This is a genomic window from Saccharopolyspora tripterygii (genome assembly GCF_054778355.1).
Genome location: NZ_BAAGZP010000001.1, coordinates 295209 through 314033 on the forward strand (window position 1 = coordinate 295209; position 18825 = coordinate 314033).

At 68.8% G+C, this 18825-nt stretch carries 17 protein-coding genes; 11 read left to right on the top strand and 6 right to left on the bottom strand.

The genetic code is table 11. From position 1 onward, the window contains the following. Positions 1 to 225 precede the first annotated feature (225 nt). The 3 genes from ACYVF3_RS01565 to ACYVF3_RS01575 all read left to right on the top strand — a co-directional run bounded on the left by ACYVF3_RS01565 (position 226) and on the right by ACYVF3_RS01575 (position 7328). Entirely contained in the window at positions 226 to 3414 is a 3189-nt protein-coding gene (locus ACYVF3_RS01565; protein WP_461152492.1) for an ATP-dependent helicase, read from the top strand. Next, positions 3411 to 6656, top strand: a complete 3246-nt coding sequence (locus ACYVF3_RS01570) for an ATP-dependent helicase (protein WP_461152493.1) — start codon at positions 3411 to 3413, stop codon at positions 6654 to 6656. Before ACYVF3_RS01565 ends, ACYVF3_RS01570 begins: the two co-directional genes overlap by 4 nt. 63 nt (positions 6657 to 6719) lie before the next feature. After that, entirely contained in the window at positions 6720 to 7328 is a 609-nt protein-coding gene (locus tag ACYVF3_RS01575; protein WP_461152494.1) for a hypothetical protein, read from the top strand. A 238-nt stretch (positions 7329 to 7566) separates the two neighbouring features. Here ACYVF3_RS01575 and ACYVF3_RS01580 read toward each other — a convergent pair whose 3' ends face one another. After that, positions 7567 to 8094: a hypothetical protein gene (locus ACYVF3_RS01580; RefSeq protein WP_461152495.1), complete on the bottom strand. Its 528-nt coding sequence runs from the start codon at positions 8092 to 8094 to the stop codon at positions 7567 to 7569. A 144-nt stretch (positions 8095 to 8238) separates the two neighbouring features. On the opposite strand from ACYVF3_RS01580, the gene ACYVF3_RS01585 reads away from it, so the two are divergent. Further along, on the top strand, positions 8239 to 9324 hold the full coding sequence (locus tag ACYVF3_RS01585) for a potassium channel family protein (protein WP_461152496.1): 1086 nt from the start codon (positions 8239 to 8241) through the stop codon (positions 9322 to 9324). A 57-nt stretch (positions 9325 to 9381) separates the two neighbouring features. Continuing rightward, positions 9382 to 9810 carry a hypothetical protein gene (locus tag ACYVF3_RS01590; protein ID WP_461152497.1) on the top strand — a complete coding sequence of 143 codons (429 nt, stop codon included), beginning with the start codon at positions 9382 to 9384 and terminating at the stop codon, positions 9808 to 9810. Positions 9811 to 10009: 199 nt separating this feature from the next. Here ACYVF3_RS01590 and ACYVF3_RS01595 read toward each other — a convergent pair whose 3' ends face one another. The 5 genes from ACYVF3_RS01595 to ACYVF3_RS01615 all read right to left on the bottom strand — a co-directional run bounded on the left by ACYVF3_RS01595 (position 10010) and on the right by ACYVF3_RS01615 (position 14005). Then, positions 10010 to 11119, bottom strand: a complete 1110-nt coding sequence (locus ACYVF3_RS01595) for a neutral zinc metallopeptidase (protein ID WP_461152498.1) — start codon at positions 11117 to 11119, stop codon at positions 10010 to 10012. Between the two features lie 438 nt (positions 11120 to 11557). Beyond that, the gene (locus tag ACYVF3_RS01600) at positions 11558 to 11986 is read right to left on the bottom strand and encodes a hypothetical protein (RefSeq protein WP_461152499.1); all 429 of its coding nucleotides are present in this window, start codon (positions 11984 to 11986) and stop codon (positions 11558 to 11560) included. Further along, complete coding sequence (locus ACYVF3_RS01605) at positions 11973 to 13064, bottom strand: DUF6973 domain-containing protein (RefSeq protein ID WP_461152500.1); 1092 nt, start codon at positions 13062 to 13064, stop codon at positions 11973 to 11975. Before ACYVF3_RS01605 ends, ACYVF3_RS01600 begins: the two co-directional genes overlap by 14 nt. Positions 13065 to 13276: 212 nt before the next feature. Next, positions 13277 to 13576 (bottom strand): WXG100 family type VII secretion target, encoded by a 300-nt coding sequence (locus ACYVF3_RS01610; RefSeq protein WP_461152501.1) that lies wholly within the window; start codon positions 13574 to 13576, stop codon positions 13277 to 13279. 162 nt (positions 13577 to 13738) lie between these two features. Then, positions 13739 to 14005, bottom strand: coding sequence for a hypothetical protein (locus tag ACYVF3_RS01615; RefSeq protein WP_461152502.1), 267 nt, complete (start codon positions 14003 to 14005; stop codon positions 13739 to 13741). Positions 14006 to 14043: 38 nt separating this feature from the next. On the opposite strand from ACYVF3_RS01615, the gene ACYVF3_RS01620 reads away from it, so the two are divergent. The 6 genes from ACYVF3_RS01620 (at position 14044) to ACYVF3_RS01645 (ending at position 18683) form a co-directional block, all read left to right on the top strand. Next, complete coding sequence (locus ACYVF3_RS01620) at positions 14044 to 15012, top strand: helix-turn-helix domain-containing protein (RefSeq protein WP_461152503.1); 969 nt, start codon at positions 14044 to 14046, stop codon at positions 15010 to 15012. Next, positions 15005 to 15199 (top strand): DUF397 domain-containing protein, encoded by a 195-nt coding sequence (locus ACYVF3_RS01625; RefSeq protein ID WP_461152504.1) that lies wholly within the window; start codon positions 15005 to 15007, stop codon positions 15197 to 15199. The genes ACYVF3_RS01620 and ACYVF3_RS01625 overlap by 8 nt, the downstream gene beginning before the upstream one ends. Positions 15200 to 15339: 140 nt before the next feature. Beyond that, a complete protein-coding gene (locus ACYVF3_RS01630) occupies positions 15340 to 15750 on the top strand; it encodes a hypothetical protein (RefSeq protein ID WP_461152505.1) in 411 nt (136 codons plus the stop codon). A 17-nt stretch (positions 15751 to 15767) separates the two neighbouring features. After that, positions 15768 to 16283, top strand: a complete 516-nt coding sequence (locus tag ACYVF3_RS01635; protein WP_461152506.1) for a DUF3558 family protein — start codon at positions 15768 to 15770, stop codon at positions 16281 to 16283. Between the two features lie 13 nt (positions 16284 to 16296). Beyond that, complete coding sequence (locus tag ACYVF3_RS01640; protein ID WP_461152507.1) at positions 16297 to 17679, top strand: PPE domain-containing protein; 1383 nt, start codon at positions 16297 to 16299, stop codon at positions 17677 to 17679. A 179-nt stretch (positions 17680 to 17858) separates the two neighbouring features. Continuing rightward, the gene (locus ACYVF3_RS01645; protein WP_461152508.1) at positions 17859 to 18683 is read left to right on the top strand and encodes an ESX secretion-associated protein EspG; all 825 of its coding nucleotides are present in this window, start codon (positions 17859 to 17861) and stop codon (positions 18681 to 18683) included. Positions 18684 to 18825 lie beyond the last annotated feature (142 nt).

An 18825-nucleotide genomic window follows, 5' to 3' on the forward strand; every position in this document is an offset into this window, starting at 1 on the left:
CTCCTTCGGGGTGTGCGTCGCGCGATCGGGGGACTGCGCGAATTCGCAGGTCACAGGCGGGGGAGGCCTGCGATGGAAGGAAATCTGCCAGAGCGCAAAATTGGTTTGTACCACCAAACGCCGGAGCGCGATCCCACATTCACAGTTGGGAATCACGGAGAACTCGGGCACATCCCGGCGTGCCCAGAGCCGATCTTGTCCGGTAGACGTGGTTCCATTCGGTGCGTGCCTCCTGCGACTTCGCCCGTGCTCGTGCGCCGCGCCGGAACCGCGCGCCGCGCCACGACCTGGGACGAAGCGGGTCGCCGGGCGCTGGAGCACTCCTTCGGTTTCCTGCGCGTGCTGGGCGGTCCGGGAACGGGCAAGTCGACGCTGATCGCCGAGATCGCCGCCGACCGGATCCGAAACCGGGGCGTGTCACCGGAGAACGTCCTCGTGCTGACCTCCAGCCGTCGCGCGGCCTCGTGGATGCGCACCGAGATCACGCGGTTGCTTACCGGATCCGGCGAGGACGTGCGCACCGCCGCGGAGCCGCTGGTGCGCACCGTGCACTCCTACGCGTTCGCCGTGCTGCGCCTGCAGGCCGTGCGCGACGAGCTCCCGCCGCCGCAGCTGCTCAACGGCCCGGACCAGGACGCGCTGGTCCGCGAACTCCTCGAAGGCGACGTCGAGCAGGGTTCCCGGGACTGGCCGGAGCCGCTGCAGCCCGCGCTGACCGTCCCCGGTTTCGCCGAGGAGCTCCGGGACCTGCTGCTGCGCGCGGCCGAACGCGGCGTCGACCCGGACCGGCTGATCGCGCTGGGGCGCGAGCACGGCCGTCCCGAGTGGGTCGCGGCCGGTCGCTTCGGCAGGCAGTACGAGCAGGTCACGCTGCTGCGCGGAGCGGGAGGTTCGCAGGCCGCCGCGCTGGATGCCGCGGAGCTGGTCGGCTCGGCGCGGCTCGCGTTCGCCACCGATTCGAGCCTGCTCATGGCCGAGCAGGACCGGGTCCGGCACGTGCTGGTCGACGACGCGCAGCACCTGGACCCGCAGCAGTTCCAGCTGATCCGCACCCTCGGCGACACGGCCACCGAGTTCGTCCTGGCCGGCGACCCCGACCAGGCCGTCTACACCTTCCGCGGCGCGGACCCGCGCTGCCTGCTCGACGCGGACCCCGACGGCACCAGCACCACGGCGCTCACGATCGACCACCGCATGTCGAAGTCGGTCCGAGAAGCGGTGCAGCGCTTGGCGTCCCGACTGCCGGGGCACGGTCCGCAGCGACGCCTCGTCGAGCCCGGGCCGCAGTCCGAGGAGGACGAGACGGCGGGCGGTTCGGTGCAGGTGCGGCTGCTGGCGACCGAGGCGCAGGAGGCGGCGTGGGTCGCCGACCAGCTCCGCCGGGCGCACCTGCTCGACGAGATCCCCTGGTCGCGGATGGGCGTGGTGGTCCGCTCGACTGGCCGGTCGCTGCCGGTGCTGCGCCGCGCGCTGCTGGCCGCCGGAGTGCCGATCGCGCTGCCCGTGGACGACGTGCCGCTGCCCCAGCGCGCCGCCGTCCGCCCGCTGCTGACCTTGCTGCGCTGCGCGGTGCGCCCGCACGAGCTCGATTCCGATGCCGCGGCGCTGCTGCTGTCGTCCCAGCTCGGTGGGGCGGACCCGCTCGCGCTGCGCCGGTTGCGGCGCGGTCTGCTCCGGCTCGAATCGGCGTCCGGGGCAAGTCGTCCCAGCGGTGAGCTGCTGGTCGAGGTGCTGACCGAGGGCGACCGGCTCGCGGCGCTGGAGGACTCCGCGGCCGAACCGGCTCGCCGGGTCGCTTCCCTGCTGCGCACCGCGCGGGAGTCGGCGGACAAGGGCCAGTCCGTCGAGGAAACCCTGTGGCGGGTGTGGAAGGCCTCCGGTCTGGAGAAGCGCTGGGTCGCCCAGTCCGAGCGCCACGGCATCTCCGGTGCGCAGGCCGACCGCGACCTGGACGCGATCGTGGCGCTGTTCGACGCCGCCGCCCAGTTCGTCGACCGATCACCGGGCAACGACGCGGCCGGTTTCGCCGATTACCTCACCGACCAGCAGATCGCCGGTTCCTCGCTGGCCCCGACCGCTCCCCGCGACAACGCGGTGCAGATCCTCACCGCCCACGCGGCGACCGGGCAGGAGTGGGACGTCGTGGCGGTTCCCGGTGTGCAGGAGGGGAGTTGGCCGGACCTGCGGCTGCGCGGGTCGCTGCTGGGCGTGGAGCACCTGGTGGACGTGCTGTCCGGGATGACCGCGGAACGGGTGTCGGCGACGGCGCCCCTGCTGGCCGAGGAACGCCGGCTGCTGCTGGTCGCCGCGAGCCGAGCCCGGCGGAGTCTGCTGGTCAGCGCGGTGCGCGGCGAGGACGAGCAGCCGTCCCGGTTCCTCGACGAGCTCGACGGCGTGGAGAGCGACCCGGATTCGGCCGAGCGCCCGATCGCCCGTCCCGAGCGGGGTCTCACGCTGGCCGACCTCGTCGGCGAACTGCGCCGGGTGGTGTGCGACGCCGACGAGCCCGAGGAGCGCAAGCGCCGCGCTGCCGCGCAGCTGGCCCGCCTCGCGGCCGACGGCGTCCCGGGGGCGGACCCCGGAACCTGGTACGGCCTGCCCGAGCCGTCCACCGACGCACCGCTGATCACCGGTGACGACCCGGTCAAGGTCTCGCCCTCCACGGTGGACATCCTGGCGAAGTGCCCGCTGCGCTGGCTCGTGGAGCGCAACGGCGGGCAGGACACGGCCGAACTCGCCGTCGTCACAGGAACTCTCGTGCACGCCCTGGTGCAGGCGGCCGCTGACGGCGCCGACACCACGCAGCTGCACCAAGCGCTGGACGAGGCGTGGCAGACCATCGACGCCGGGGCGCCGTGGTTCTCCCGCAAGGAGCGGAAGCGCGTCGAGGGCATGCTCAACGCCTTCGTGGTCTGGCTCGTCCAGTCCCGCGCCGAACTCACCCAGGTCGGCGTGGAGCGCGACCTCGACGTCACCGTGCAGGGACGCGAGGGCGGCCCGTGGCTGCGGCTGCGCGGCCGCGTCGACCGGCTCGAAACCGACGCGGACGGCCGTCCGGTCGTGATCGACGTCAAGACCGCGAAAGCGCCGGTCAGCAAGGGCGATGCCGAAGAGCACCCGCAGCTGGCGGTGTACCAGCTGGCGGCCGCGCTCGGCGCTTTCGGCGACGAGGACGAGCCCGGTGGCGCCCGGCTGCTCTACGTCGCGAAGTCCGACCGCAAGGGATCCGCGACCGAACGCGCGCAGGAACCGCTCGACCAGGAGAAGATCAAGGTGTGGCTCGACGTCGTGCACAGCGCGGCGGAGTCCAGCCTCGGGCCCGCGTACGTGGCCAGTGAGAACACCGACTGCCCGCGCTGCCCGGCGCGGACCAGCTGCCCGGTGCACCCCGCAGGCAGGCAGGTCTCGCAGTGATCAGTCCGCAGCGCGTCGCCCAGGCTTTGGGCCTGCACCAGCCCACGCCCGAGCAGGCCGAGGTGATCGCGGCACCGCCGGAACCGGCGCTGGTCGTGGCCGGTGCCGGCGCGGGCAAGACCGAGACGATGGCCGCGCGGGTCGTGTGGCTCGTGGCGAACCAGCTGGTCACGCCCGAGCGGGTGCTGGGTCTGACCTTCACCCGCAAGGCCGCTCGCCAGCTCGCCGATCGGGTCCGCGCCCGGCTGCGCAGGCTCGCCGGGTCGGGGCTGCTCGACGAGGTCGATCCGAGCGGGCAGCTGCGCTCGGCGGTGCTCACCGAAGAACCGACCGTGCTGACCTACCACGCCTACGCCGGGCGCATCGTCGGTGAGCACGGACTGCGCGTCCCGGTCGAGCCCGGCGCGCGGCTGCTCACCGCGACCGCCTCCTGGCAGCTCGCGCACCGCGTGGTGGCGACCTGGACCGAGGACCTCGACACCGACAAGGTGCCCGCGACCGTCACCGGTTACCTGCTGTCGCTGGCAGGCGAGATCGCCGAACACCTGGTGAGCCCGGACGATCTGCGGGTGCACGCCGAAAAGCTGTGCGAGGCGCTGGAGAACGCCCCGCGCGCCAAGGGGCAGCGCGCCAACCTCCCGCAAGACCTGGTGAAGGTCGTTGCCGCGCAACGGCTCCGGGTCGCCATGCTGCCGCTGGTCGAGGAGTACGCGCAGCGCAAGCGGCGCGAGGGCGCGATGGACTTCGCCGACCAGATGTCTCTGGCGGCCCACCTCGCCGCCGGTCACCCGGAGGTCGTCGAAGGTGAGCGCGCCCGCTACGGCGCGGTGCTGCTCGACGAGTACCAGGACACCGGGCACGCCCAGCGCGTCCTGCTGCGCTCGCTGTTCGGCGGGGATTCCGCTTCCCTGCCGGTGACCTCGGTGGGCGACCCCGCCCAGGCGATCTACGGTTGGCGCGGCGCGAGCGCGGCGAACCTGCCCCGCTTCACCACGGATTTCCCGCGCACCGAGGTCGACCACCTCGCGCCCGCGCACCGCTACGGACTGCTGACCAGCTTCCGCAATCCCGAGGAAGTGCTGCGGGTCGCCAACGTCGTCTCCGAGCCGCTGCGCAAGATCGGCCTGGAGGTCGAGGAGCTGCGCGCGCGCGAGGGCGCCGAGGACGGCGACATCCGGGTGCTGCTGGCCGAGCACGTCCGAGCCGAGCGCGAGTGGGTGGCCGACCGGATCCACGCCCACTGGCAGGCCTCGCTGGACGAGACGGGCCGCCCGCCGACCGCGGCGGTGCTGGTCCGCCGCCGCGCCGACATGGCCGACATCGCGGTGGCGCTGCGGGAACGCGGGCTACCGGTGGAGGTCGTCGGGCTCGGCGGTCTGCTGGACGAGCCGGAGGTGCGCGACCTGGTCAGCGCGCTGCGGCTGCTCGTCGACCCGCTCGCCGGCACCGCGGCCGCCCGGCTGCTGACCGGCTCGCGCTGGCGGATCGGCGCCGCCGACCTCGCAGCGCTGTGGGAGCGGGCGCGGGAACTGGGCGCCCAGTTCTTCGGCGAACCGGAGTCCGACGACCCCTCGGCCGTGGTCCAGGCGGCGATGCCCGGCGAGAACGCCGAGCAGGCCGGGCTGGCAGACGCGCTGGACGACCCCGGATCACCCGAGCGCTACTCCGAGCACGGCTACGACCGCATCCGCAGGCTCGGCGGCGAGCTGGCCGCGCTGCGGCGGCGACTCGACCAGCCGCTGCCCGAGCTCGTCGCCGACGCCGAGCGGACGCTGCTGCTGGACATCGAAAGCCTCGCCCGCCCAGGCGGTGTCGGCCGCATCCACCTGGACGCCTTCGCCGATGTCGTCACCTCGTTCACTACCGCCAGCCCGTCGGCGACGCTGCCGTCGCTGCTGGACTACTTCGCCGCCGCCGAACGCGCCGAGGACGGTCTGGAACCGGGTGAGGTCGAGGTCGCCGACGACCGCGTCCAGATCCTCACCGTGCACGCGGCCAAGGGCTTGGAGTGGCAGGTCGTGGCCGTTCCGCACCTGGTCAACGACGTCTTCCCGGGCAAGCGGAAGTCCTCGTCGTGGCTGCGGTCGGTCACCTCGCTGCCTGCGGAGCTGCGCGGCGACGCTCCCGACCTGCCGAAGCTCGACGTCGATCGGCTCCACGGGTTGGACCGCAAGGAGCTGGGCGAAGCGCTGAGCATCCACGACGAGGAGTTCGAGGAGCGCCGACTCGCCGAAGAGCGCCGCCTGTTCTACGTGGCCGTGACGCGCTCCGAGCGCACCCTGCTGCTGTCCGGGCACTGGTGGGGCGAGAACGGCGACCGCCCGAAGGGGCCCTCGGACTTCCTGACCGAGACCGCGCAGGTCGTGCACGACGACCGCGTCGGCGTCATCGACGAGTGGTGCCCGGCGCCCGACGAGGACGCCGAGAACCCGCTGGCCGACGAGGTCCGCTCCGCGGAGTGGCCCGTCGATCCGCTCGGCCCGCGCCGCGCCGCCGTCGCCGAAGGGGCGGACCTCGTGCGCTCAGCCATGAACAACGCGCAACCGCCCGAGGCCGAGGACGACCCCGACGGCTGGGCGCGCGACGTCGACGTCCTGCTCGCCGAACGAGCCGCCGCCGCGCAACGCCGGGAACAGGTCGCGCTGCCGAACCACCTGTCGGTGAGCCAGCTCGTGGAGCTCGCGGGCGACACCGACGCGCTGGCCCGCAGGCTGCGCCGTCCGCTGCCGTACCCGCCGAACCCGATGACCCGCAGGGGAACCGCGTTCCACGCTTGGCTGGAGCACCGCTTCACCTCCTCGGCGCTGCTCGACGTCGATGAGCTGCCCGGCGCGGCCGACGATTCGGCCCCGATGCACGAGGACCTCGCCGAGCTGCAGGAAGCGTTCCTGCGCGGCACCTGGGCCGATCGGACGCCGCACCGGGTCGAGGTGCCCTTCGAGACGCAGGTCGAGGGGATCGTGCTGCGCGGCCGGATGGACGCCGTCTTCGCCGATCCCGACGGCGGCTGGACCGTCGTCGACTGGAAGACCGGCGGAGTCCCCAACGGGGACCAGATCCCGTCGCTGTCGGTCCAGCTCGCCTCCTACCGGTTGGCCTGGGCGGAACTGTCGAAGACGCCGCTGGAGAAGGTCCGCGCGGCCTTCCACTACGTCCGCCACGACCACACGCTCCGACCAGCTGATCTCCGCGATGCGGAAGGCTTGCGGGAGCTCATCACCGCGGTCCCGAAGAACAGCTGAAGATTTACACGTTCGGGTGGTGGAGCTTGAGTTCGGAGTGCGCGGCGACCGACTATGCCCGCGATGAACACCGACTGGAAGCTCACCACTCCGCCGGAATCCGCAGTGCGCGTGGACACCGAAGTTCTCGCCATGCGCGCCCCTCTGGTGCGGGTCCACCGCGACGATGAGGGCACCTGGACCTTCGAAGGCCCGGCTGCCACGGGTCGGGAGTCCAAGCAGACCAAGCTGCACGCCGTCGTGGGCGCCTGGCCGCACGTCGCAGCGCTGTCCGACCTCGACGCGGGCAGCGCGGTCATCTGGTCCTGGCGGCAGCACGGCTGGGCGAGCGAGTTCGTGTGCGAGTGCGGCAGCTGCGAGCAGCCCGTCGCAGGCGACATCGACCGCCAGAGCTGGCCCGCGGAACTGCAGCCGCACACGATCATCAGCGTTGAGCAGACCGCGCTGTCCGGGCAGCGCCCGCTCGCCGACATCATCAACACCCCGGGCGGCATCGCGATGCTCGGCCCGGGCGACCACCGGCGCACCGTCGACATGATGACCCCGGTGGCGCTGGCCAACGTCATCCGCCGCTGGCCGCACACCGTCCAGGCCATGCGAGTCCTCCAGGAAGGCCGGGGGATGCGCTGGAACCAAGAAGGGCTCAACTGGCACGAATACGCCCTGGCCTGATCTCGCCGGTTTCTCGCATTGCTCAGCGGTGCGGGTAGCGGAACCTCAGCAACCGTCTGGGGCCGGGCGCCACTCCTGATGTTTTCCGCTTACCCCGGGGGTGGACATCGGCGTCGTGGCGTCCTCCCCAGAAAACCGCTGAGAACCCGCGGCGGTGCCAGTTGATTCCCACACCTGAGACGACGGCTATCGCCGTTTTTCGAGTTCCGCGCTGGAACACTTCTCGGCCGAGAGCGGTTCAGGCGTTCTCGGTCAGCTGGGGGTGTTCGAGGAGTTTGGAGTAGAGGACTTCGAGGAGCCAGCGGCCGAACATCGACGAGCCGAACTCGGCGGCGCGGTTCTCCGGGGCGATCACCAGCTGGGCGGCGTCCCCGGGCCCGGTGGTGACGGCGCCGGCTCCGTAGTAGTCCAGCTCCAGCATGGACAGGGCGTCGTAGCGGTGGTCCCCGGGGAGGACGACCGCGCACGGCGCGAGCGTCAGCAGCATCCCGCAGGCGCGCAGCGCTCGGGACGGCTTGGACACCGGCACGAGGATCCCGATGAGGTCGACGGCCGCCACCGGCAGCTGGTCGTGGTGCTCGGGCTCCGACCACGCCTTGAACCACGCCGGGTTGAGCTCGGGCCCCCACCCGTTGTGCACGCGCCATTGATGGACGTCCTGGCGAATGCTGGCCACCGCCGTGAACCGCGTGCCGAGCACGTCGACATCCGGTACTAGTTTCCCGTCCCAGCCGAGAGCGCGGGCCGCGTGCTGAAGCTGCTGCACGATCGCATGGTAAACGCCCGGACGCTGAATCCGGGATGGTGTTTCCCCATTGATTCGCCACAATTCCGGGCGGTCATCTTCCGGTTGTGCGGAGCGGTTAGTGTTCAACGCCGTGAGTGGTCACAACGTCGGGGAGCACGACTCATGAATCGAGGTCCCAGCCAGTTGTTCGGCAGGCACCAAGCCGAAGAAGAGCTGAGCACCAGGCCCGATCACGCGCTCACCGGTGTCATCCGGATGCCGGGGACCGCGACGAGTCCGGTGCGCTCGATCGTCCGGCGCATCCTCGGCGCGCTGGTCGCGCTGGCCGCCACCGTCGCCATCGTCTACATCGGCCGCGACGGCTACAGGGACTCGGCGGGCGGCGAGCTCAGCGTGCTCGACGTCGTGTACTACGCGACGGTGTCGCTGTCGACGACCGGCTACGGCGACATCACCCCGGTCTCCGACAAGGCACGACTGGTGAACGTGCTGGTCATCACTCCGCTTCGCGTGCTGTTCCTGATCGTGCTGGTCGGTACGACACTGGAAGTGCTCACCGAGCGTTCGCGGCAAGCTTTCAAGATCCAACGCTGGAGGTCCAAGGTGCGCGACCACGTGGTCGTCATCGGATACGGAACCAAGGGACGTTCCGCGGTCACCGCACTGCTCGGCGAAGGCGCCGATCCGGGCCGCATCGTCGTGGTCGACACCGACCGCGCGTCGCTGGAGTCGGCGTCCGCGCAGGGCCTGGTGACGGTCAACGGTTCCGGTACCCGCTCGGACGTGCTGCGCGTGGCGGGCCTGCCGCGCGCCCGCGCGATCGTGATCGCCCCCGCCCGCGACGACACCGCCGTGCTGGTGACCCTGACCGCCCGGGAACTCGCCCCGAAGGCGCAGATCGTCGCCGCCGTCCGGGAAGCGGAGAACGTGCACCTGCTGCGCCAGTCGGGCGCGGATTCGGTGGTGGTCTCCAGCGAGACGGCGGGCCGCCTGCTCGGCATGGCCACGTCGACGCCCTCGGTGGTGGAGATGTTCGAGGACCTGCTCAGCCCCGAGGTGGGTCTGGCGATCGCCGAGCGCGAGGTGGAACGCCAGGAGGTCGGCGGCTCGCCGCGGCACCTGACGGACATAGTTCTGGGCGTGGTCCGCGACGGCGAGCTCTACCGGGTGGACGCTCCGCAAGCGGACGCGATCGAGGCCGGTGACCGGCTTCTCTACGTGCGCAAGGTGAGTCCGCCGCAAACGTGATCTTCCGACCCCGGGTATCACCCGATCCAGTTACGGGTTTCTGGGACTATCGGTGTTGTGGGAAGCGCGCGCGGTTCGGCCTCGGTGGCGTCGATCCTGCTCGTCCTGGGCGTTCTCGGCGTCCTGGTGGCCGGCTTGACGGTGTGGCCGCTGGTCACGGCGTCCGGGCAGTCGCAGGTCGCCGAGCGCCGGGCGACGGCCGTCGTCGTCGAGCCGCGCCCGTGCGGTCCCCGCGCGGCAGGTGACGTCGTGGAGGTGACGATCGACGGGCAGACCCGGCGCGCCACCTTCGACGGCTGCGGGCACACCCGCGGCCAGCGCCTCGAAGTCATGGTTCCCGCCCGCGCGGCGGAGGACCTGCGCGTCACCCCGGCCAAGAGCGAGGTGTCCGAGCTCGACGCCCTCGCCTGGCGCACCAACATCGTCCTGATGACGCTCGCCGCAGTGGCCGGCGGAGGCTTCGGAATCCTGCTCGGCCGCCGCTAGGAACTGTTGAGGTATGCGGCGGAGCCGCTGTTTCAGGTGTGGGACTCAGCCTGCACCGCCGCGGGTTCGCCAGCGCCTTCGTGGCGAGTACGCCGCCGACGCCCTGTATTGGCATACATCAGGAGCGGCGCACGGAGTCCACGAAGGCGCTCAGGTTCCGCTACCCGCACCGCCACGCAAAGCAATTCATCAACAGCTCCTAGTCCACGTCGCTCGGGGACGAGAGCCAGGTGTTGCACTCGGTGATCCGGTTCTTCGTGAACCCCTGCTCGACCCAGCGCGAGTTGGTCTCGATGCTGCCGTGGTCCTGGGTGTTGCTGTTCTCGTCACCGCGACCGGCCGAGTCCCGGAGCGCGGGGAAGATGAGGTCGTTGCTCACCCCGCCGTTCTGGAAGGCGGCCAGCGACATGCCCTCGAAGCAGGTCGCCTGGAGCTCGGAGCGGCGGGTGAGTTCGAGCCCGGCCGGGGACGTGCCGCCGACGCTCGCGGAGGCGTTGCCGTAGGCGCCGTTGATGCCCGAGAGCCGTTGCAGCGCATGGCCGAACTCGTGCGCGAGCTGCCCGAGGAACACCCCGGCGTCGGATCGGCCCTCGACTTCGGAGTAGTAGCGCGCGGTCATGTAGATGGTGTTGTCCTGCGGGCAGTACAGCGCGGTCTGGTCCCAGGTCCGCAACCCGCAGGGCGTGTTGATGTCGTCGCCGGTGGTGACGACGCGCGGCGTGTCGGTGGGCAGCCCGGCCTCCTGCAGCGCCGGTTCCCACGCTCGCACCAGGCACGGCAGCACGGCTTGGTAGAAGGCGTCCTGCGAGGCCACGTCGGTGGAGAACGCCGGGAGCGAGCAGGAGGTGGTGACGGCCCCGTTCCCGTCGACGTTGAGCGGGTTGTCCCCGAGCTTGAGCACCGGCACCGCGTTCGTGGACGCCTCCGAGGTGGAGCTGGAGGTCGAGGTGGGCGCTGAAGTGGAGGTCTCGGAGGTGGTTTCGCTCGCGCTCGTGCTCGTCGAGATCGGCGGTCCGCTGGGCGCGACCGGCTCCTCGGCCTGGTGGGACGACTCGGAGAGGGCGACCGCTCCGACGGTCCCGAACCCGAACAGGGCCACCGCTGCCAGCACGAGGGCGACGACGAGCCCGGTGTTGCTCCGCTGCGGAGGCGGCGGTGCGTGCTGCGGGATCCGGGGGATCGGTCCGGTCGGCCGCTCCTCGAACGGAATCCACGAAGCCGGCACCTGCCCAGGCGGCGGAGGCTGCTGCCACTGCTGGGGCTGCCACTGCGGAGGTTGCCACTGCGGAGGCATCGGAGGCTGGGTCATCCGCAGAACCCCGTCCTCCGCCCGCAGCAGGCCGCAGCCACCCCGCCCGACGACAAAGCCCTCATCCCACCGACTTCCCACCCAACAACAAGACCAACGCCAAACCCTAACCCCACGAACCCGGCCTCAACCCGAGAACGCCCGAACCAACTCCCAGGTGCACGAGGTCCAGCAGTGGCCCCCGTCGTGGACGTGACCTCGCCATCTCCCAGTTTTAGTCCAAACCGAGGAGGCCTCGTGCCCGAAATGTCGGCTCAGTTTGGGCTAAAACTGGGCTTTGCCGAGCGCCACTCACGTTCACGGGCGAGAACTCTTCACGCGCATTCCGGCCATTTCAGGCTTGAGCCGCTCGTGCCGAGGTCGCAGCAGGGGAGACGAGGGGCCGTCGATATCTGACCTGCTGGGCCCCTAGACGACGCTCGACCAGGTCGAAATGTCTCAAGAATCGACGGCTTCGAGGCGGACTCCTCCTGGTGTTGAGCTGCCTCGAAGGACGAGGTTCGAGCTGTACGTTCCGCCGGGAATTCGGGAGGCGTTGAGCTCAACGGCCCGGAAGATCTCGCCGTTGTGCATGAAGAAGAGCAGTTGGCCGGGTCCGGCGTAGTAGTCCTCGATATCGACCTCGCTGTGAACCTTGGCTTGCACCTCTTTTTTGCTGGTGTACTCCTCGAAGACGTGCACGGTGTCCCACAAGCCGGGCTGCATCTCTCGCATCGCCCGTTCCCGACCAGGCTGGGTGAGACTGTTGACCTGGTCGTAGAGAGCCTGGTCGCGTTCGGGTTCAGCACCTCCGGTAGCGCACCCGGCCAGTGACAGCACGAGCAGCGAACTCGCCGCGAAACGCTTCAGCACGTCAGTAGTTCCCATCCGTCGTTCCATAGCTGTCCGCATCGTCGCCGGGGTTGTAACCGCCAGACCAATGCCGGTCGGGCTCCTTCGGAGCGTGCCCGCCAGGATCTGGCGCGGCTTGGGCATTGCCGGATTGACCGATCTCAACCCGATCGCTGTAGTTGAGGTTTCCTTGTCTGTCGTGCACGAGCACGTCGCCGTTGCGCACAGCCTCTTCGACGTGTCGAGCCAGTTCCTCCGGGCTCGCGTCGGGGTGTGCCTCGGCGATGCCCCTGCCGACCTCGTTGTTGTACAGGTCCATCGCTTCGACCGTGGACGCGTTCGCCTGATCTTGGGGGAGCCGTTCGTGCGCGGTGGTGTAGCTCTCGGTCCATTCCGCACCGAAGCGTTGCGCGAGAAGGGCGTTCCAGTAGGTGTGCCGGAAAGCATCCCCGTGGCCATCGGTGCTGCCCTGACCTCCGAACGCTTCGAAACCGGATGCCTGAGCGCGCTCGTAGATGTCGTAAGCGTCTTTGATGCCGGCTGCACCGAGATCAGTGAGCAGAGAAGCTTCACCGGCTGTCATCGGCTTCGGTTCGAACCCGAACTGTTCTGCGATCCAGCCCATCGCTCCGTCCGGGAACGTGACCATGCCCTCCGGGTCGGGTGTGACTTGGTATTCGCGCAGGATCTCCTCGATCGGTTTCCGCTGGTCACCGGACGCGGCGGCGAGGAAAACGATCGGGCCGAGCGGACCGGAGGCGGACGCGAAGGTCTTCGCCGTCTCTTCGTCTTCGGTGCGAAGCTTGGTCACGAGCCTCGCCGCGTCGGCAACGGCCGTTCGCGCTTGGTCCGCGAGATCGGTGGCAGCAGGTGAGGTCGCCGCGCCGGATGGGAGCGCATCGGCCCTGTGCTGGAGGTCGAGAAGGTATTGCTGGAGGGCGGTGTGCTCCTGGTGCGCGGATCGGAGGGAGTCGGCGACCGAGGTCAGCAGCTTGCTCGCTGCGACGAAGAAGGTGCTGTCGGTCTCCAACTCCTTCGTCGCGGACATCAGCGCTCCGCTCGCCGCGTCGGCGGCCTGGCCGGACCAGATGGCCGGGAGCCGTTCGACTGCCATGGCGGCGGAATCCTGCTGCGCTCCGTCCAGGCCCTGACCTGCTCGTGTGAACGCGTGGAGCAGATCGTCGATTCCACCCGGTTCTCCCAGCGGTTCCCCCAGCGCGTGCCGGGCATCGGTGATCGCCGCGGCGAGGTTCTCCGGGCGCAGAGAACTCGCGATCCGCTCAAGATCCGCGGCTCGACGTGCAAGGTCGTCCGTGGTCGTCTGGTTCACAGGACGCCGCCGATCTGTCCCATGCCGGACTCGTCCGCGGCGCCGTACGTGGTGGCGCTGTCGTGGACGTCCTGCGCGGTCCGGTCGTAAGCCTCCAGCCGTTTCGTGAGGTTGTCGAAGAGCAATTGCTGAAAAGCGCTGAACGCTTCCCCGCAGGTCGTCGTGGCGAAGACCCGACCGCCTTCGGACGAGGCGCCGTCCCACGCGGAGCGGATCGAGCGCAGGTCCGTCGCCAGCGTGCTGATCTCGCGCGAGGCGTTCCGGACCTCGTCGGGCGTCAGGTTGAACCCGGTCATGAATGCGACTCCCTCCCCAGTGCGTCCGTCGCGGCCAGAGATTCTCGCAATCTCTGAGCGCGCACATCGGCGGATCAGGGGATCTTGTGAGGATTCGGACATCTTGGCGGGGCCTGCTGGCCGGACGTAGGGGTTGTGGCTTATCAGCCTCGCGGCCCTATCTCAGTAGTCCCACGTGTGTTCGTGGTGGGTGTGGTGGTTGGCGATGGTGGTGCATTCGGAGCAGCGTTCGGTGATGGTTCGGCTCGGGGGTTCTTGCGGCCAGGGGGTGGCCGTGGGGATGAGGAGCCATGTTTCGCAGAGGGCGGGAACCCAAGCGCCGGTATATACCGAACCGGGGAGCGTCGTCATGGCATGACGAATCTTGAAACCTGAGCCGACGATCCAGAACACATCAGCGCGGTCGCGCCGGAACACGTCGAAAACCATCCCATTGAGTCCTTTACTCGAAATGCCGTGGAACCGGAATGGGATGGGAAGTTAAGTTCGCTTCAGCAGTTCATCCACCAGTGAAACGTTTCCCCGAGAACCGAAGCAGTGAAGCGGAATTCGAAGCAGGGGAGCCCGTCACGAACTACCCGGAGGTCAGGGTGCCGGCGAGATCCCGCCTGTTTCGCGTCAACCTGGGAGCCGAGCTCCGAACCCTCCGCGAGCGCACCAAGATGTCCACCCGAACGGTGGCCGCCCGCCTGGGCACCAGCCCGGCATGGGTGAGCAGAACCGAAACCGGAGCCCGCTACCCGACCCCGGAGGAAGTCGGCGCGCTCTGCCACCTCTACGGCGCCACCAGCGAGATGTGCGACCTCCTGACGGCCAAGGCGGAGTCCAACGACGGCACAGTGCTGCACCTGCCATCGGGGGACAAGTACACCGATCAGCTGGCGAACATCATGCTGCTCGAAACCGAAGCGAGGCGCGTGACGACCTGTGAAATCGCGTTGGTGCCGGGCTTGTTGCAGACAGCGGAGTATGCGCGACAGATGATTTCGACCATTGATCGGGCTCAGGTCGAGATCGAGCGCCGGGTTGCCACGAGGATCGGACGTCAGGCCGTGCTCTCACGCCCGAATGGTCCAGAACTGAGATTCCTGCTCGACGAGTTCGTGCTTCGACGTCTGATCGGCGGCAGGAAGGCCATGCGCAGTCAGCTTCGAAAGATCGCGGACGAGTCCGAATGGCCGAATGTTCGCGTGCGCGTGATTCCAGCGTCAGCCGGAGCCCATCCTGGCTTGGACGGGACCTTCGCCATCTACGAGTTCGCCGCCCTGGAGACCTACGTCTACCTGGAGAACAGGAAGGGCGGGATCTTCGTTACTGACGGCAACGCGACGCAACAGTATGTTGAATCTCGCGACGTGCTGTGGGAAGCAGCGCTTGGAGAAGAAGAGTCGGTCGAGCTGATCGACGCGCTGGCGGAAGGGCTGATCGATGACTGACCTTGTCTGGCGGAAGAGCAGCAGGAGCGGTTCTTCGACCAACTGCGTGGAGGTCGCGCACGTCGCCGACGAGATCGCGGTGCGTGACTCCAAGAATCCGGACGGTGGCCAGCTTCGGGTCGGGCCATCCGAGTGGGGAACCTTCCTGAACGGCCTCAAGGACGGGCGCTTCCGCTCGGCCAAGTAGGTGATCGTGATCCCGTGACCTGGGGCGGGGTGTGTTGCAGGTCAAGTTTGTCCAGATTCCCCGGAACCGTTACGCGCGCGGGCGCGTCAAGCTAAAGTAATCAAGGTTCATGGGGGATCACAGGGTCCGGAGGATCTGAGATGGCAGGCGCAGAGGGCGGGTTCGCCGCAGCGAAAGAGGGCCTGAAGGCGATCGGCGGTCAGACACAGTGGATCAGCTCGCAGGTTGGCGCGGGCAAGCTTGCGTTGAACCCGGAGGCGGCCGAGAAGGCTGCCAAGCGCTGCGAGGAAGAGATCCGAGAGCTTCGGTCCCTGCAGCGTAGGACGGACCGGATGGTTCGTGTCCAAGGGCTTGGCAACTATCCGGATGGCCAGCAGCTCGCGCAACGTTTCTCGGACAAGGCAGGGGATAGCAGTGCAGGAGCTGTAGCCCTGATCCGTCAGTTGATGGAGGAGCTGCAGAAGCAGGCTGACGCTTTCCGGGCGGCTGCCAAGGACTACCGTGCCACCGACGAACAGAACGCCGACGACCTGAGGCGAGGTATTCAGTGAGCTCTTTCTCCCGAGTCGTGATCGCTGCTGTGGCAGGCTCAGCCCTTCTCGGGCTTACCGCTTGTGCCGGTGGGCCGACCGGCGGCACGACGGGCGGAAGCGGGGAATCGAATGCTCCGGAGCCTTCTGCACTGGAGAGCTTCGACCCGTGCAACTTCTACACGCCTGAAGAGCTCGCTGCTTCGGGTGTTGCGGGACCCGGCGAGCCGGACAGCGACCTTTCTGCAGAGCCGGGCTGCAACTTCACCGGCGATACGATGGATTTGGCGCTTTACAAGGTTCCGGGAACGTCCTTCGACAAGTACATGTCCGGTGGCAATTTCGGAAATGTTCAGCCTTTCGACGCCGGAGGTCGCAAGGCCGCGATCGGTGTCACCGCGGGTTCCGAAGGGCAGGGCGTTTGCTCGTCGTTCTTGGATTCCGCTGGCGGCACGATCATCGTCACTGTGACCGCAGGTACTACCGAGCCCGTTGAACCTTGTGGCGAATCGCGCAGGGTGGCTGAGCAGATCTCGCCGAGACTGCCTCAATGATTCAGGGGGAGTGATGGGGCTATTCAGTGCGCTGGACAATGCTGGCGGTCGTGTCTTCGGTTGGGAGACCGAGGCTGAGGAGAACCGCAAGGAGCACACCGCTGAAGCACAGCGGATCGCCCAGCAGCAGCAGAGCAGGCTCGCGAGTGAGAACTCTGGTCTCCAGGTTGGCTCATATGACTCGCCTGGCATCAGCCAGTGCGTGAACTGGGGCGGTTTCAGCCACGCCGACATCTACAAAACGAACCAGGAGTCGATCAAGCCTGACTCCGTAGGTGAGTCCGCGGACGCTTGGATCAAGTTCGCGAAGGCTCTTCGTGAACGCGGCGAGAACTACCACACCGATCTCGCCAACATCGTCCAAGGCGGTTGGCAGGGCGAGGCTGCAGATGCCGCATCTCAAGTCGGAAAGCCCGCTTCTGACTGGATGAAGGCCAGTGCTGATGCTTTCGAGATGACCGGCAACAACCTCCAAGGAGCTGGAGATGCTGCCGGTCAGTCGAAAAAGCTCGTTCCCGAGCCCGAGGGCTTCAGCTGGGGTGAGGCTGCTGCGAGTGCCGTTCCGTTCGGCCTCGCGGGTGGCGGCGTCAACGCTCTTTCCCAGATGGAGGAGCAGGAGCAGGCTGAGAAGGCTGCTCAGGAGACGATGGGTCGCGTCTACAGCCCGACGTTGACGCAGGTCGACGCGAAGATGCCGCAGTACACCGCTCCTGACGGTTCCACCGCGAATCCTCCGCCGGTCGCGCCTCCGGGCGGTACCGACTGGGGTGGCGGCATGGGCGACGGGGGCAACGTCCCCGGCGGCTCGGGTGCGGGCTCCGGCGCTGGTGGCGGCGGGATCGGTGGTTCCGGTTCCGGTGTCGGCGGTGGCGGGATCCCCGGCGGCGGTTACTCCGGTGGCGCCTACCCGGGCGGGACCAACCCGGCGGGAACCGGCACCGCATGGGCGAATCCGCCTGGCGGGGGCGGCATTCCCGGCGGTGGCATGCCCGGTGGCCCGGGAGCGGGCGGAGCCGGTGGTGGCGCAGGCGGAATGGGTCTCGCGGCCGGCATGGGCATGGGCGCGGGCGGCGCAGCGGGTGCTGGTGCCGGAGGCCGTGCCGGTGGCGTGGGCGGCGGCATGGGTGCCGGAGCCAAGGGTGCCGGGATGGGCGCTGGTGGCCGGGCCGGGACAGGTGCTCTCGGCGGTGGCGCGGGTGCCGGTGGAGCTGGAGCCGGAGCCGGTGGTCGTGGTGCCGCGGGTCGTGCCGGTATGGGCGGCATGGGTGCTGGAGCCGGCCGACGCGGCGAAGGTTCCGAGGACGACGAGCACGAGCGTCCGTCCTGGCTCGAAGAGCAGGACGACGTGTGGATGAACGACATGCCCAAGACGGCACCGCCGGTTCTCGGCGAGTGAGCGGGCTCTTCACCTGACCCGGTCGTGGGTGGGGAAGTTTTCATGAAAACTTCCCCACCCACGAAAACCGAGGAACGTGTCAACTGACTCTTCCCTCACCCCCGGGTCCGAGGGAAGTTTTCATGAGAACTTCCCCAAACCAGAAATCCTTTTGCTTCCACGAGTGGGAGAAAGCTCAAGTGAGTGTGTTGGGGCGGTGGCAGCTGCCGCCGGTGCACCTGGACATCGTTCTCAAGTACCTGCGGATCGACGGGCTCACGCTCCCGATCAGCACCCGGTCCTTCGGTCGCACGGCCGATCAGTTCTCCGCCATCGGCAAAGCGGAACTGCCCGCGATGGAGGCGAACGGTCTCGTCGCGGACGACGAAGTCGTGCCGCCGCTGATCGATGCGCTGAAAACCCTGTCCACGCCGTACCTCTGGGTCGACTCGATGTGGTTCCCGGAGCCGGGCAGCGATCACTGCTGGCGGGCGCTGGCGGTGTTCACCGAGGGCAACCGGGTCGTGCTCGGCGTGCAAGCGCCCAGTGAAGATCCTCAGCGCGGCGGACTGCTGACGGTCGAGGTGCACCAGAACGTCCCGCTTCCCAGCGTCGTTCTCGGCACGCTGCCGCCCGCCAAGCCGGGCACGAGCGGTCCGATCCGCGTTCCGCACAGCTCGCTGCAGGGCGAGAAGGTCGAGGACTACGACACCTCCAGCATGATGCAGACCGCCACGCGGCAGCGCGGCAGCAGCGGTGACCAGCAGGTCGAGCTCTACGAGAAGATCGGCAAGGCACCGCACGCGCGGCTCGGGCAGATCGCGGCGAACAAGCGCGACCAGCACGGCAGGCGTCGCCGGACCCAGGTCCTGTCGTGGTTCGACAACGTCGAGCCCGACGGGCGCTACCTCGAAAGCGTGGAACGCGGCGGCACCGGCGAACCGGTCTACGGGCTGTTGCCCGCGGACGCCCGGTTGATCGGGAACGAGATCAACTCGTTGATCAACCAGATCCGCCAGGCTTGATCGCCTTCCGGCCGGTCGGCATGCCGAATCGGAGCAGGTCAGCGCCCTGCGTGGGGCTGCTCCGAATGCCCTGGCGGGACTTGGCCTCGGCGTGCCGACACGCCGAAAGATCTAGAAGGGGGCACGCGCGGGTTGACAGCTC